A 14,263-nucleotide genomic window follows, 5' to 3' on the forward strand; every position below is an offset into this window, starting at 1 on the left:
TCCTCTTCGTCGTGCTCGCTCGGCAATGGCGGGGTGGCGGCCTTACGGGTAGCCAGGTCCGCTATGCGGGCGTGGTCATCGGGTCGCCGATGGGCACGATTGCATTGGCGGGTAGTCCCTCACGGAGGATGCGATGCCCGTCGAGGTGGGCGTCGTGTGGCTGGCAAGCGTCGCTGAACGTCTCGTCGAATGCTCGGACATAGCTGGTGGAGAAGGGAATCCCCAAGTAGGCCGTTCCGCGACCGTTGGGCCGGGTGGGGTCGTGGACATGGCCGTGGTCATCGACGCACCACGTGTGCGCGCAAGCGAAGCCGAAGTTCGTCAGTGCATAGCCTTAGACGTAGGTCAGCTTGTGGGTTTGAGCGTAGCTGGAGGCGTTGGCGTAGCACCTCCGTTCCGGGCCGCGGGCTCGGCTGGCTGGCAGAGGCGTCGGGAGCAACCCGACTTCCGCGGCTGGCTGTGGCTCCATTTCGTGTCGAACGCCGGCCTGCACTCGCAGGGCCTGAGGCTGGGTTCCCTGTCCAAGCTGGCCGGGTCGACGGGCGACTTGCGCGAGGCGCTGCTGGCGAGCCGCGAGCTTCTGCCGCTCCTCGAGGCGCGCGGCCTTGACCTGCGACGTCACCGGGGCGGTGTGCTGCCGTTCCGTGCGCCCACCTGGCTGACGGCCCCCGCGCTCGCCTGGCTGATCGCTCATGTCGCGCCGGCGCGCGTGAATTTTGCGGCGCACTCCGACCCCGAGGCCCAGGAGCCGCGTGAGGTCTGCCGGGACACCCTGGCGGAAGCACGACGGTTGGGCGTCGCGGTGCCGCGGTTGGAAGCGGCGGAACCGATCTTCGCCCGCGAGGGGAAGGGCTGAGCGAGCGGCTACGAGACTTCCCCGCGGTTCCGCTGTGATCATCCCTCAGCGACGAGGGGTAAGAACACCAGCCGGCAAACTGTAGTGGCACAGAGCCCACGTCGAGGAAGATCCACTGGCGAAAAAGGAACATCGACTGTCACCGGACACGATGAGAATTGTCCAAGATCAACGAGACCCTACAGGCGTGCAGGGTCTCACCGCGCGTGACATGTCGATCTTGTGCTACCTGGGATTTCTCGGTTGTCTCACCGTGACGTCATCAAGATCGGTCTCAACTCCGTGACAACTTCTCAGCGGTTGGTCTCGGGGCACGGCCAGGGTGTGCGCCTCAGCGGCGTCGGGTGATCTATCGGCTCGGGAGTGAGCGTGGCAGCCCGAACCAGGGCAGCACGGCGTTGTCGAATCGGGTCATGGCGCTGATGCGGTCGCCGGCGAGGGCGAGGACGTAGAGGCCGGTGCCGTGGCTGATGCCGTTGGTGCCACGCAGATACGCTCCGAACGCCGGCTGGCCGTTGGCTCGGGTCGGCACGAGGTCGAACCTGCGACCGGCGCCGAAGATGCCGGCGCAGAAGCGGGCGGCGAGGTCTCGGCCCTCGTACTCGAAGGGCACTGGCGGCATCGAGATGAAGACGTCGTCAGTCAGCAGGGCCACCAGCGTGTCGAGGTCGGCGGACTCCCACGCGCGGACGAACTTTGCCGTGATCGCGCCCTCGGCGGCCGAGCCGGGGGCCGGCGCTGGGTCCGCGGCTGTCGGCTGGCGGCGTTGCAGGGCGGCGCGGGCTCGTTTGAGGGCGCTGGTGACGGAGTCGACGGTCGAGTCCAGCATGTCGGCGACCTCGGCCGCGTGGAATCCGAGGACGTCACGCAGGACGAGGACGGCGAGCTGGCGCGGCGGCAGCACCTGCAACGCGGTGATGAACGCCAGGGAGACGGATTCAGTTTGCTCGTAACGGGCTTCCGGGCCGAGCGGCACGTGGATCGCCTGTTCGAGCAGTGCGTCGGGATAAGGCTCAAGCCAGACGACCTCGCCGAGCCGGGTCGGCTCGGGCGGTTGCACATGCGGCACATCCCACTCCTTGGCCCGGCGCCGGTTTGCCGCGCGGCGCGCGTTGAGGCACTGGTTGGTGGCGATCCGGTACAGCCAGGTGCGTAGCGAGGCGCGCTGCTCGAACCCGGTCAGGCCCTGCCAGGCGGCCAGCAGTGTGTCCTGGAGCGCGTCCTCCGCGTCCTGCAATGATCCGAGCACCCGATAGCAGTGCACCTGCAATTCCGCACGGTAGGGCTGGATCAGCGCGTGAAACGCGTCGCCGTTGCCCGCCCGCGCCTTCGACATCAGGTCGCCGGTCACCATCCCTGTCTCCTTCTCGCGCGCCGCGTGGCATCTCCCTCGACGTATGGACACCGGCCGACCGGCGAACTGGGCGGCCGGCGCGCGCCAAGTTTCGCCGATGTCTCGGTGTCTACCTCAGTGGCAGTCCGACCACACGAACCTCAGGAGCACCGAACATGGGAACGATCGTCGTCTTCGAGAACGTCTCGCTCGACGGAGTCACTCAGGACCCGACCGGCGACGAGGGCTTCAGCCGCAGCGGCGACTGGCGCACCGCGCTCGCCCCAACCGACCGCCAGGAATGGGACAAGCTCATCCTCGATGACGCGCTGGGCGCGCAGGCCCTGCTGCTGGGGCGACGCAGCTACGAGTTCTTCGCCCGACGGTACCCGTCCCGCACCGGCGAGTTGGCGGACAAGATGAACAGCCTGCCCAAATACGTCGTCTCCGCCACCCTGGACCACGCCGACGCCTGGAACAACTCGACGGTCCTGAACGGCGACGTGGTGAGCGAGGCGTCGGCGCTGAAGCAGAAGGTCAACGGCGAGATCCGCGTCTACGCCAGCTCCCAGCTCGTGCACACGCTGATCGAGCACGACCTCGTCGACGAGCTGCGGCTGACGATCTTCCCGCTCGTGATCGGCGCGGGCGACCGTCTCTTCGATCAGACCAGCAACCCGAAGCCTCTGCGCCTCGTCCACCATCGGACTGTCGGCGACAACCTCACCTACCTGACCTACCAACACAGCCCCGACACCAAGCACTCGACCGAATGAACCGCGAACCGGTGGGGGATCGCGGCAGCCTCGCGTCGTTGAAGAACGAGATGTACCACCGGGAGCGGTTCAGCACTCGCGCTGCGGCTCGGCACGCGGTGGCGGAGTACGTCGAGGTGTTCTACAACCGTAAGCGGTTGCACAGCAGCCTGGGTTACCGAGCTCCCGCAGCGGCGCTGCGTCGCTATGGATCAGCGGCGCTGGCCGCGTGATCAACCCCGTAGGAACTGTCCACAATTCTTGACACACCCCAACCAACTTCTTGGGTGCCTTGGGGAGCTTGACCCGTTCCATGGGGTGGCGGTCGATGTCGCCCTCGTCGTCTCGCAGCCAGTTGAAGAACTGCTTGAGCACCTTGTGCTTGTTGACGGCGGTGGCGGCGGAGCGGGTCTCGACCATCCACCCCGCCGGACCGAATCAAGCGCACACGACGCCATGCGGGACTGCTCAACGACTATCAACCAGCCGTCTAAAGCCCCAGTTCACAGCCGGTGTCAGCATTTTCGACCAGGACAGGCTTCTGCCCCCGTCGACCCCATCTCGATCCCGGACGATTTCACTGCGGCGGACCAGACCGAATGGGACGCCGCCGCGGCGGCTGATCCCCGGCTGGCCCGGGCGGCCACCGAGGCCGGCACGCAGATCCCCCAGTTCTTGGCTGGTGTGCCCGCTCTGGTGGGCGTGTACCGGCACGGCCAGACCGTGACCCGGGCGCTGATCACCGCCGGGTCCGGCAGTACCCGAACGAGGCGTGGTCAGCCGACGATGCGGGCCCGAGCCCGTGCGACACCCGATGAGCTCGCTGCAGTCGGCCGAACTCGTCGAGGGATCCCGCGAGCTCCGGTCCCACCACGGCCGATATCAGGTCGGGCGGCCCATGTCGGCGAGGCAGGAGGTCGATGGTCGAAGGTAAGGACCAAGGTGAGGGACCTCTCGATGGGCGGCCAAGACGCGGCAGCATCAGCTGAGTAGCACTCGCCGCACCGGGTGTCGCGCCCGTGCGGCCAGAAGGCCGTGTGAGAAACCGACTCCTCTGAACCCGGACTCGCGGCAGGCGCACGTTCGTTCCGACGGTCGATGAGGAACCAGGAACCTTCCCCTCTATTGCCTATGAGGTCTGGAGGGCATAGGCTTGTGTTCATGTCAGCAACTCCGCGCTATCAGGAGATCGCCAACGATCTCCGTAGACGGCTGGCCGACGGCGAGTTCCCCGTCGGTTCCGCGCTGCCGGGCATCTCCGCGCTCCAGGAGGAGTACGACGTGCCGGGGCTGAACACGATCCGCCAAGCTGAGGCGATCTTGCAGGACGAAGGACTCATTGCGCCGGAACAGGGGCGCGGCACGTTTGTGACCGGGTTGCCTCAGCCGGTCGGCAACGAGCATGCCCTGCGAAAGGAGTTAGAGGAGATCAAGGTGGCGCTCACGGCTGCGCAGTCGGCGCTGGCACGAGCCCTACGCCACCTTAAGTAGGTCAGCCCAGCCCTGAAAAACAGCTCGCGCTGTGTCGACTCCACTAGCACCGCCTCTGGTCCCGCCCACGCGGGACCAGAGGCGGTGCGGTCACCGTTCGTTTCCCATGCGATCACCTATGCAATTGTGGACCCCGGTCGCACGCACCGGCCACCAGTGCGCGTCGCCGGCCGTTGGTCGTCGAGGACCCGCAGCGACCGGTGGTGGTGCAAGCGCCAACCGGGGGGTGCGCCGGATCAAGGTCGCCTAGCTCGACATCGGCGAACGGCGGCGGTTGCTGATCGGTGGTCGGGACGGGCTGGTGCCGGCCGTGTTCTGGCTGGCTGAGTACGGCCTGCCGTTCGCGATCTCGACCTCGAAGAACGTGTTCAGCGATGCCTCACGCATGGCGTGATGCTCGCGGCGCACGCCCACCTTCTCCAGCGCTCCTACGCGGTGATCACCGTGGAACAGCTCCAACGCGGGCACATCACAGCGCTGGCCGAACTGGACCCGCAACTAGCCGCACGGTTTCCGGTAGGGAACCCCGGGCGCGTACTTCTGCCATTGCGCGGGAGTGATAGCGGTGCCTGTGTACGAGCACAGCCGATCCGCAAGCTTGGCCGGGTCGACGTCGAACAGCATGATTGCCGAGTCGGTGACGGCGACGAGTTGCCCGTCCTGCTCGGTGAACCCGGCCGTGTAGATCGTGCCGGGATTGTCGACCCCTTCCTGCCGCAGCGACATCGAGGCGACATGGACCGGGGCGGCGGGATCGTGAATGTTCCACATCTCCAGCCCCTTCTCGTTCCAGTCGACCAGGCGGGTGTTGGCATGGTCGAAACCGATCTCCCGCGTGCCGGCCAGGGTCGATACGGTGGCGAGCTGATGAGGCTGTCGCGGATCGCGGATGTCCCATAGCATCACGGAGTTGTCGCCGATACCGCCGGCCGCGAGCAGCGTACCGTCCTGGCCTATGGCGCTGATCCCGTCGACCGAACTGGACACCGTGGTCGCGCCGGAGGGGCGACCACCGGAGAGGTCGAACAGATCGAGATCCGCCTTCCCACCGTTGATCTCCGGCACGGTGCTGGCTACCAGCCGACCGGCCCCTGCCATGACCCCATATGCCGCGCCGAACGGTGAGGTGCCGAGGTGTGTCGGATGCGCCGGATTCCTGATATCCCACCAGTCCATCCCGGCGGACGTCAGCAACCACGCGGTGTGCCCGTCGGGCAGGACGCCCGTGGGACCGTTGATGACGGCGGTTGGCTGGATGGAACCGACGTCGGAGGCGTGGGCGGCGCCGGTGACGCGCCAGAGGTGGAGCAGCCCGGCCTGGTCCAGGACGGTGACCAGGTCGCCGGCCCGGTCAGCGCCGACGGCAGCGGCCAGCGGCCATCCGGTCGCCGAGCTCGGGACGGATGCGGTGCCCAGAGCGGTGCCCTGGACCGGGTGGTGTGGATCGGTAAGGTCCCAGAGCTGGACAGTGCCGGTGGCCGCGGCGACGAGCAGCGTCGTCGATGTCAGGAATGTGGTGACATGTGCCGAGGTGGACAACGTGGCGTCCAGCGACGGACCGGTGGATCCGCCGATGTCCCAGACACCGACGGAAGACGGTGGTTGTACGTTCGGGGCCGTCATCGGCGCGGCCAGCAGGCGCCCGTTCGGGCTCGTCGCCCAGGAGTAGTCGTCGGCGACCGCGCCGGGGATTTTGCGTAAAGCTGATCGCCACAGCCGCACTGCCCCATCGAAACCACCGGCGAACAGGACGCCGTTCGCGGTGGCGGCCATGGTGAACGTGCTGAACCCGGTTGCCGTACAGGTCGGGAACGTGACATCCGTGTTCAGGTTCGCAGGGTACAGGTCGAGTGTGCACAACTCGCCGGTGACGTTGTTGGTGTCAGAGCCGGCGAAGGCGAGCTGGCTGCCGTCCTTGCTGAACGTCACCGTGCTCAGATCGATGGAGGTGCCGGTGGCAGCGATCGGGTCGACTGTGATCGGCGCCGGCTTGGCCGGCTGCTGGATATTCCAGAGCACGACATCGAAGTCCCCGACAGCCGCAAGCAAGCTGCCGTCCGGGCTGACCGCCACCGCCGCGTACCCGCCGTCCATCGTGGCGACCTGGGCCGGGGCCGAGGGGTTGGTGACGTCCCACAGACTTGTCTTGCCACGCAGGACGGTCTGGGCGAGCAGGTTGCCGTGCGATGCGAACGCAACTGCCGCGATGGCGCTGCCATCGCTGGTCGGATTCGACAGGGTGGTCAGGAACCTGGGATGCCGGGGGTCGGCGATCGACCACAATAGGGTGAAGCCCTGTTCCGCTGCGGCGGCCAGCAGGCTGCTGTCCGGACTGATGGCCATCGACGTGATCTGTGGTTTGCCGGTGGGATCGTCGGGGCGCTTGGGCAGCGTCGCCAGTGTCGTGGGCCGGTGCGGGTCGGTCAGGTCCCACAGGCAGGTGCCGCCCGACGTGCCACACGAGCTGGCCAGTAGGGTGCCGCGCGCTGTGAGGGCGACTCCGGTGCCGCCCGCCTTGATGGTGGCGTCGAGCACCGGTGCCGCCGGATCGGCGGTGTTCCAGACCCGAAGCGTCTGGTCCTGGTCGCTGGCCACGGCCAGCGGGGCGTCCGTGGCGGCGGCGACCCGCAACACGGCACTGCCGGTATTGCCGACGAGGCCCTCCAGCGGCGTGTTCAATGAGGCGTACAACTGGTCTGCCGCAGGCTCGGTCGGGCCATCTCGGTACGCGGCGACGGCCAGTTGCGCGGCCAGTCCCGGGTCCGTGGCCCGCAGGGTGTTCGCGTCGGCGGCCAGGTTGGCGGAGAACGCGCCAGAGGAATCCGGTTGGGTGGGGGAATCCGGCCACAACAAGAATCCGCCCCCGACCACCACGGCCAGCACGCAGACCAGGGCGAGCGCTACCAGCCGGCGACGTCGGCGGCGCGGCCGCGGGGCGGGGTAGGCGGGATTGCGGGCCACGACCAGCTTGTTGGCTGGATCGCCGTAGTGGCGGAGGGTGCTGGTCGGTGGGAGCACTCGGGACAGGTGCTGGTGGATGTCGGCCAGCGTCAGGTCGGGCGACTCGGCCCGATCGCCGTTGCGCAGCAACCTGACCAGGGCATCGGTGAAAGCGCCGCCCTCGTCGGTGGTAAGGGAAACCAGGAGGAATTCGTTGTCCGGCACCGGTTCGGGAACAACGTTGAAGCCGAGCGTCGCGGCAGACAGGTGTGTGTGCTGGTCGAGGGAACAGTCCACGACGAGGACGACGGTGCCAGCACGGTGATCACGTGCCGTGGTCATCAGCCGCGCGCAGGGCACCGCGTCGTCGTCGCTTGTCGCGAGGTGGAGGTCGCCGTCCGGCCCGAGCCGGCCCGGCCCGACGTAGTAGATCGACAGCGCCTCGCGGGACTCGGCGGCGAGGTTGGTCACGGCGGTGATGACCTCCGTGGCGCCAGCCGGGTTCGGCAGTATTCGGATGTTCTCGGTCGGCACGCCGGCCTGTGCGATCAAGGCCGACGCCAGGCTCGTCAGCAGCGTCTCGACGAGCGGATCGCCGATTCCGACCAACAGCACGCGTGAACCCTGCCGGGCCAGCAAGGACGGTTCCTGTTCCATCACCCACCGCCTCCCTTCATCACCGCGATGACGCGGATTTCCACGGCGTTTTCGGTGATTGCCGCCTGAACGGCCTCGCTCGCGCTCTTGACGAGCAGGTCACCATTCGACTCGGCCACGGCCTTGTCGCAGTCCTGGCCGATCGTTCGGGTCTGTGCGATGAACGTGCGCCAGAGCGACTGCGCCTGCGGGTCGGGGACGTGGAAGTACGCGTCGGCGTCCGTCGCGAGCCGGTCGAACTCGACGCAGAACGGGTGGACACGTGAGTCGTCGACCTCGCCGTGCCCATTGTCCAGCAGCGTGAGGTAGTCGTTCGCCGCGGTGGTGAAGCGTGCCAGCAGGTCGCTTCCCCCATGGCCAGCCCAGGCGCCCGCCTGGAATGCCCTGGTCTGCGTGGATGGCGGCGCGTCGCCCGCGACGGTCGACGACGAGGGCGCGGCAGACGCCGAACTGGCGTTGCTCGGCAGCGACATCGCACCCGCGATCACGAGGCCGACGAACATCGCACCCAACGCGACCGCGCCAGCACCACGAACAACCTGGCCGCGCAGCGTTGCCAGGGACGGTACGGGCGAGCGCCCCGCACCGCGCAGCCGTTGAACTGCGGACACCACCACTGCCGCGGCGACCGCGGCGACCGTGCCGACAACACAGGCCGGCGCCACTAGATAGGCGAACATCGGCCAGGTCGTGCCGGGACGCCAGTCGCACGAGCTCTGCAGCGTGGCCAACCCCGGCACACACCCGTCAACGGCGGCCGCCGGGAACATCCCGGCAACGCCGACCAGCCCGGCCGTCTGCGACGCGATCAGCGCGGCCAGTAACCCGTATGCCCTGGACGCCGCGCTGGCGATGACGGCGGCCACGGCCATTCCGGCGACCCACGCCACCAGCACCCAGACCATGTAGACCGGGACCGCGGGCTCGGTGGCGCCCAGCGGGCCGGGTGGCTGGACAGTGTGCAGATAGGCCATGGCGCCCACGAGCACGATCCAACCGAAAACCCCGCCCGGCACCGCGGCCAATATCGTGCGACGCAGCGACGGCAGTCCGCTCACCGGCGTCATGACGTCGCCCGTTCGCTGCTGAGCCACCCGAACCCAGCGCGGTATCGCACCGCCCCGGCCACCCGCCCAGATCAGCAGCGGCACGATCCATAGGGTTGCGACCGCCGGCATCACCAGCACGCCATGCGCCAACACCGGCAGGACCGCCACGAACGCGGAGGTGTGGTCGTCGACCAACCTGGCCGCGGTGGCCGTCACCAGGTCGGGCACCCCGTACGCGTACACCGAGCCGTTGGCCGCCCACCACTCGAACCACGCCGACAGGACGAGAGACCCGGTGGCCAGGCCGATCAGGACGGCCGGGCGGATCATCCGGCCGGGCCAGGCTCGCAGCCAGAGCTGCGCGCACTGCGTCGTCCAGCACGCGAACACCGCGCCGGCGCAGATCACCACCACCAGCACCTCGGGGTGCGCGGGCAGCCAGTGGTAGGCCGAGAGGTCGTCAACAACCAGTTCGGCAGTGGCCATGCCGGCGCCGAGCCACAGCCCCGCCCGCATGCCAGAGGGCGCCGGTCGCCCCGTGAGCACGCTGTGGGTGACGGCCCGCCACAGTGTGGTGCCAGCCGCCGCGGTGACCAGCACCGCCACCCCGGCCGCGATCACCTCGCTCGACCAGGTGACGTCGTGCAGGTACTGGCCCGCGTAGTTGCGGGCCTGGGTCTGGATCAGCGTGGCGGCCGCGCCGGTCAGGAACAGCGGCAACGCCGGGACACCGAACAGCACTGCCGGATCCGTGAGCGATGCCAGGCGTAGATCCCATCGGGGATGGGTGCGCCACAACTCGACGAACGAGCCGAGCGTGCGCCACAGCGCCCCGCGGTCCGGAGGCGGTGCAGGGGGCGCCCAGCCGTGCTGGTGGGCGCCCCAGCATGCGGCGGCCAGATCGGCGTAGATTTCGCGGCTACGCAGCACGTCCGACCGTGCGAGGTAGACCAGCGTCACCATCAGCACCGTGAACAAGACGTTGCGGACCAGGCTCGGGGCGTCGATCGACCAGTCGACCGATTGAGGCTCAGTTACGAACGCCACGGCGGTCCACACCAGGTAGGGCAGCAGCACCAGGGTGAGAAACACCCGCCACAAGGCCACCGTGAGGTAGGTGACGGTGACGTCGCGATTGCCGACATGGGCGAGCTCGTGCAGCACCACCGCCCGAAAGCCGGTCGGATCCGCGGCCCTGCGGACGATCAGGCCGCCGTGCAGACAGATCGTCGGGCGGCGGGTGCTGCCGAACACCACCGCGTTGGCCGACATCGCCGCCGGGTCGATCACAAACCGTGGTGTCCGAGCCAGGTCGGCCACTTCCGTGGCCAGCTCGGCCAGCTCGCTGGCGATACTGTCGTCGCGGTCGACCGCCGACAGCGGCACGACTCGACCGGGCCGCCGTTTCCACACGGGCAGACCGCAGAACAGCGCGACGGCCACGACCAACACCAGGATCGGCCAGCCCATGGTGACCAACAATGGCGGCGGTACCTCGTACCGCGCGATGCATGCCTCGAAGGCGGCGTTCTGTGCGGCAGTGTGGGCCTGCACGGCGATTTCAGTGCTGTGCAGTGGGTCCGCGCCGGCCGCGAGCTGGCAGCCGTGACCGTTCTGGTCGTTCGCCCCGGACAGCCCGGTGATGACCGCCAGAATCATCGACGCGCTGCTCACTAGCAGCAGAATGAGCAGCAGCGCGAAGCGGACGTTCGCGCCCGCACCGATTACCCGCTCGTCGACCCGTAACCGGTAGGGGGCGGCGGTCACGACTGAGTGCTGTCGTCCGATGTGGATGGTGCGGGGTTCGCCAGCGCACTCAAGGACAACTGGGTGTACACGGCGTCCGAGAGTTCTTCCGCGCGCTTCTTCTGCAGGCCGCGTTTGAGGGCCGTCTGGAACACCTGCTCGCGGATGTCGGCGAGTTGCTGCGGGGTCAGCGGTGGCAGTGTCCTCGCTGCCTTGCCTCGACGGAAGACCTTGCGTAGCACGGCCTTCGTCCCAGTCGCCGCGCCTTTGCCGGCGGCGGTGCCGATCTGGCGGGCGGCCTGGTTCACCGCCAGCCACACCACCGGGGTGGCCACGGTGACGATCTCGTCCCAGCCGAAACCGAGCCGCTCCCGACGCCGGCCTCGCCCGCTCAATCGTCGTACGACGGTATCGTCGTCGAACGCGCAAAGCCCGTCCACGACGGCCAGTTCCTCTTCTGCGACGTCGGCCACCACCGCACGCACCACGTCGCGCACCCTGATCTGGGCAGGTGCATCCGTGTTCTGAGCTCGTCCAGAGTTCATGACCGCCCCCGAAGGTCATCACGTTCCGCGACAGATCCGTCACCGTACTAGTTCCTCCACCTGACGGACAGCATCTCGCGGAGGAATACTCCGAACGATCGACAGTGAAGATGGGCTGTAAGTCTAGTTTGTCGCAGCTGAAACGGCGTTGTGGCAGCCGCGAGAAGGAAAACCTGCGTGAGCATTTGGAACTGGCGGCGGCGAACATCATGCGCCTGACCGTGGAGAACGCCAGCTGCGCCGAGAACTGGAAGCCGCTAGCAAGGTCATCGGGATCACCGCCCGGTCTGAAGGGCCTGGCCAGGTCGGCTGAGCAGGTTGGCACTGGGCTCGCCGGACGGCTTTGTCAGGGGGCACGGCTAGCCTCACCAGCATGAACACCGACAACGCGACTGGTGACAAGCCTCCGGACGACTCGGACTCCCAGGAGCCGGAAGCCCTCGACGATGTGATCGCTCACCGCGCCGAGCCGGCGCTGCCAGCGATGGAGTGGGCACAGCGAACTGCCGAGGCCATGCGCCCGGTCCAGGACATGATGCAAGCCCAGGCTCAGACCTACCGGTTTGCGCTGAAGGCGGTGAACTCGCCGAGCATGCCGGCCGCGATGAACGCCGCGGCACGGCAGCAGAAGCTTGTCCAGGACATCACAGACACCCGCGATCCGGCTCGCCACGGAGCTGGCCAACTCGCCCGCCGTCCGGGCGGGCGCCCACGCGGTCGCCGAAAGCCAGAACTTCATGGAGCAGTGGGCGAACTCGCCCGCAGCCCGCCTCGCCGACCTCGCGAGAACCACGCGCGTCGGCGTTTGGGATGTCGCGCTTGCGTCAGACTCACACCGCCATGGCCAAGATGCGCCGACGCTGGTCCCGGCCGTCCCGCTCGCTCAGTTCGGCGATGCGCTGCCACGCAGAATCTGAGCCAGAACCACACACCGCGGACACAAACACCGCTTCACCACCCCGAAAAGCTCCGGGCGGACGGATGAGTTGGCCCGCGCCGCGCCACGCAAAGGGCTGGCAGCGCCCGTCGGCCGGCCTGGGCAGCAAGGGACACCGGCTGGATGACTGGCTACTGCTGGACCCGGTGCGGACGAGCGCCTGCTTATGGTGCGCCGTTCGATCAGCAAACCGAAGGAGTTAGCTTACTACATCTGCCACACTCGCCGCCCGGTCTCGTCTGCCGAACTCGTCCGGGGTCGCCGGAAGTCGTTGGGGCGTCGAGGAAACCTTCCAGTTCGCCAAGAACGAGACCGGCTTGGACCACCACCAGGTCCGCCGCTACGACGCCTGGTACCGGCACACCACGCTATCCATGCTTGCCGCCGCGTTCCTGACTGTCACCGCATACGCAGAACGCACTCGCCAGCGGCGGAGTGGAACTCGGCCAGCCGGTCGAGGAACGAGAAGACCTCGAAGCCCCGCAGGGTGATCTCGGCGGAGATGACCCGGTCCAGGTGCGGGATCGGAGCTCGCGACCCGGAGTTGTAGCCGCTCACCATGCCGCACATGGCGAATCGCGCTCGCGGGTGGGCGACGGCCAGCGCTGCGTCGAGATGGTCTCCGCCCACGTTGGCGAAGTAGACGTCGATCCCGTCGGAAGCGGCCTCGCGAAGAGCGTCCCCGATGGGCTGCGGACCCTTGTAATCGATCGCCATATCCGCGCCGAGCTTGCTCACCGGCGCGCACTTCTCGGGGCCGCCCGCCGACGCGATCACGGTCATGCCCTCGGCCTTGGCCATCTGGATGACGGCCGTGCCGACGGCGCCGCCGCCACCGGAGACGAACACCACGTCCCCGCGCCGCGCCCGCGCCACGTCGAACAGTCCGAAGTACGCTGTGATGCCGGGATAGCCGAGGACGTTGAGGAACGCGGACTCCGCCACCGGCATGTCCGGCACCCGCCGCACCGCCCCGGCCGGCAGAACTGTCTCCTCGCACCACCCGCCGAGAGGGGTGACGACGTCGCCGACGTGCACGCCGTCCGCCCGCGACTCGACGACCTGGCCCAGTGCTAACGCTCCGACGACGTCGCCCAGTCGCAGCGGCGGTAACGGGGTGTCGGCCGCCATCCGCCAGCGGGTCAAGGGATCCACCGACAACAGCGGTTGGCGACCCGCACCGAACCGTCGACCAGCGGAGCGGACTCGAACTCGCGGAGTTCGAAGCAGTCCTCGGTCACCGGCCCGTCCGGCCGTTTCACGAAGTACCAGCCGCGTGGCATCTCAGGGCGTCCTTTCCGTAGCGTGGACAGCGATGTGGTCGAGAATGAGCTGCGTGACGGCGTCCGGCCGGTCCAGCTGAAGAAAATGGCCGGCGCCCTCCAACCGCGCGAAACGCCACGGCCCGTCCATCCACTCCACGGAGCGAGCGATCTGCTCCAGACCGCAGTACGGGTCGGCCGTCGGCCAGATTCCGAGAGTCGACACGGACACCCGCGGGACCGGCCCCCGCGCGTTCGCCGGATTCGCGTTGGCCGGATGCCCGACGGACATCGCCACGTACGACGTCACTCTGTCGGGTCGGCTCGCGGCCATGGACCAGGTCGACAACGCGCCGCGGTCGTGGCCGACGAGGTGGAACGTGCTGGCGTCCAAGGCATCAGCGACCGCCCACAGCGACTCCTCGTCCCTGGTGATCGTGTAGTGCTCCGTTCCGACCGGGATGTCCGAGTCGCCGTGGCCGAGCAGGTCCGGCACGACCACCCGGTAACCGGCCGCCAGCAGGCCGGGAACCTGGTGGCGGTAGACCGCGGACGAGTCGGGAATGCCGTGGACCAGCAGGATGGTCTCGGGCCCGTCGCCCGCCTCGTAGGCGGTGATCCGGTTGCCGTGCACGGTGATGTCGTGCCGGTTCATCCCGATCAGCCGATGAAAGGGTTCCATGCGAATTCTC

At 68.1% G+C, this 14,263-nt stretch carries 11 protein-coding genes and 3 pseudogenes; 6 read left to right on the forward strand and 8 right to left on the reverse strand.

Translation table 11 applies throughout. The annotated features are described in order from the left end of the window. Positions 1–394: 394 nt before the first annotated feature. Positions 395–856: pseudogene (locus JJ691_RS11140) on the forward strand (ketopantoate reductase family protein); the annotation flags it as partial. Between the two features lie 349 nt (positions 857–1,205). Here the strand turns inward: JJ691_RS11140 and JJ691_RS11145 are convergent. Then, positions 1,206–2,210, reverse strand: a complete 1,005-nt coding sequence (locus JJ691_RS11145; RefSeq protein ID WP_211768704.1) for an RNA polymerase subunit sigma-70 — start codon at positions 2,208–2,210, stop codon at positions 1,206–1,208. 155 nt (positions 2,211–2,365) lie between these two features. On the opposite strand from JJ691_RS11145, the gene JJ691_RS11150 reads away from it, so the two are divergent. From JJ691_RS11150 to JJ691_RS11160, 3 genes and pseudogenes are all read left to right on the forward strand, one after another. Next, on the forward strand, positions 2,366–2,965 hold the full coding sequence (locus tag JJ691_RS11150; RefSeq protein ID WP_211768705.1) for a dihydrofolate reductase family protein: 600 nt from the start codon (positions 2,366–2,368) through the stop codon (positions 2,963–2,965). Positions 2,966–3,003: 38 nt separating this feature from the next. Further along, positions 3,004–3,177, forward strand: a pseudogene (locus JJ691_RS11155) (IS3 family transposase); the annotation flags it as partial. A 928-nt stretch (positions 3,178–4,105) separates the two neighbouring features. Beyond that, positions 4,106–4,435, forward strand: a complete 330-nt coding sequence (locus JJ691_RS11160) for a GntR family transcriptional regulator (RefSeq protein WP_211768706.1) — start codon at positions 4,106–4,108, stop codon at positions 4,433–4,435. 246 nt (positions 4,436–4,681) lie between these two features. Here the strand turns inward: JJ691_RS11160 and JJ691_RS11165 are convergent, their stop codons facing one another. Beyond that, a complete protein-coding gene (locus JJ691_RS11165; RefSeq protein ID WP_211768707.1) occupies positions 4,682–4,933 on the reverse strand; it encodes a hypothetical protein in 252 nt (83 codons plus the stop codon). Then, a complete protein-coding gene (locus tag JJ691_RS11170; protein WP_211768708.1) occupies positions 4,934–7,396 on the reverse strand; it encodes a WD40 repeat domain-containing protein in 2,463 nt (820 codons plus the stop codon). Positions 7,397–7,462: 66 nt separating this feature from the next. Here JJ691_RS11170 and JJ691_RS11175 point away from each other — a divergent pair, with 66 nt between their 5' ends. Beyond that, positions 7,463–7,996 (forward strand): hypothetical protein, encoded by a 534-nt coding sequence (locus JJ691_RS11175; RefSeq protein ID WP_211768709.1) that lies wholly within the window; start codon positions 7,463–7,465, stop codon positions 7,994–7,996. A gap of 35 nt (positions 7,997–8,031) precedes the next feature. Here the strand turns inward: JJ691_RS11175 and JJ691_RS11180 are convergent, their stop codons facing one another. Both JJ691_RS11180 and JJ691_RS11185 read right to left on the reverse strand, forming a co-directional pair. Next, positions 8,032–10,848: a M56 family metallopeptidase gene (locus tag JJ691_RS11180; RefSeq protein WP_211768710.1), complete on the reverse strand. Its 2,817-nt coding sequence runs from the start codon at positions 10,846–10,848 to the stop codon at positions 8,032–8,034. Next, positions 10,845–11,315 carry a hypothetical protein gene (locus JJ691_RS11185; RefSeq protein ID WP_211768711.1) on the reverse strand — a complete coding sequence of 157 codons (471 nt, stop codon included), beginning with the start codon at positions 11,313–11,315 and terminating at the stop codon, positions 10,845–10,847. The genes JJ691_RS11180 and JJ691_RS11185 overlap by 4 nt, the downstream gene beginning before the upstream one ends. Before the next feature lie 1,062 nt (positions 11,316–12,377). On the opposite strand from JJ691_RS11185, the pseudogene JJ691_RS52195 reads away from it, so the two are divergent. Continuing rightward, positions 12,378–12,800, forward strand: a pseudogene (locus tag JJ691_RS52195) (transposase); the annotation flags it as partial. Here JJ691_RS52195 and JJ691_RS11190 read toward each other — a convergent pair. The 3 genes from JJ691_RS11190 to JJ691_RS11200 are packed head-to-tail and all read right to left on the reverse strand — an operon-like array spanning position 12,709 to position 14,253. Beyond that, positions 12,709–13,455: an MDR family NADP-dependent oxidoreductase gene (locus JJ691_RS11190; RefSeq protein ID WP_211768712.1), complete on the reverse strand. Its 747-nt coding sequence runs from the start codon at positions 13,453–13,455 to the stop codon at positions 12,709–12,711. The pseudogene JJ691_RS52195 and the gene JJ691_RS11190 overlap by 92 nt on opposite strands. Continuing rightward, positions 13,452–13,592, reverse strand: a complete 141-nt coding sequence (locus JJ691_RS11195) for a hypothetical protein (RefSeq protein WP_211768713.1) — start codon at positions 13,590–13,592, stop codon at positions 13,452–13,454. The genes JJ691_RS11190 and JJ691_RS11195 overlap by 4 nt, the downstream gene beginning before the upstream one ends. A 1-nt stretch (position 13,593) precedes the next feature. Continuing rightward, the gene (locus tag JJ691_RS11200) at positions 13,594–14,253 is read right to left on the reverse strand and encodes an alpha/beta fold hydrolase (RefSeq protein ID WP_211768714.1); all 660 of its coding nucleotides are present in this window, start codon (positions 14,251–14,253) and stop codon (positions 13,594–13,596) included. Positions 14,254–14,263: the final 10 nt, after the last annotated feature.

This window comes from Kutzneria sp. CA-103260 (genome assembly GCF_018263855.1).
Lineage (GTDB): Bacteria > Actinomycetota > Actinomycetes > Mycobacteriales > Pseudonocardiaceae > Kutzneria.